General features: G+C 67.3%; 1 pseudogene. It reads right to left on the minus strand.

Annotated elements, in window-relative coordinates:
- Nucleotides 1-550: pseudogene (locus C3488_RS39760) on the minus strand (alpha-1,4-glucan--maltose-1-phosphate maltosyltransferase); the annotation flags it as partial.

Raw genomic sequence — 550 nt, forward strand, 5'->3', positions numbered from 1 at the left:
CGTGAGACGTACATAGTTGGCCCTGCCCCAGTGATAGATGACACCGGTGAGCTCGTCGCGCACCGGGACGGTCTCGTGCCAGTCGAGGCCGAGTCGCGGCATGTCCAAGGAGACCGTCGCCTCCTGGGTGTGGTGAGGGTCGAGGTTGACCACGACCACGACCGTGTCGGCGTCAGCGCTCGTGCGCTTGCTGTACGCGATGACCGCGTCGTTGTCCGTGTGGTGGAAGTGCAGGTTCCTGAGCCGGTGGAGGGCGCTGTGCCGCCGTCGGACCGCGTTGAGTTTCGCGATGAGGGGGGCGATGCTGCGTCCCTCGCGTTCGGCGGCTTCCCAGTCCCGGGGCCTGAGCTGGTACTTCTCCGAGTCCAGATACTCCTCGCCGCCCTCCCGCAGCGGCACGTTCTCACACAACTCGTACCCCGAGTACACCCCCCACGTCGGCGACAACGTCGCCGCCAGCACCGCCCGCACCTCGAACGCGGGCCGCCCCCCGCGCTGCAGATACGCATGCAGGATGTCCGGGGTGTTCACGAAGAAGTTCGGCCGCATG

This window comes from Streptomyces sp. Ru72, assembly GCF_002920635.1.
In the GTDB taxonomy this organism is placed as follows: domain Bacteria; phylum Actinomycetota; class Actinomycetes; order Streptomycetales; family Streptomycetaceae; genus Streptomyces.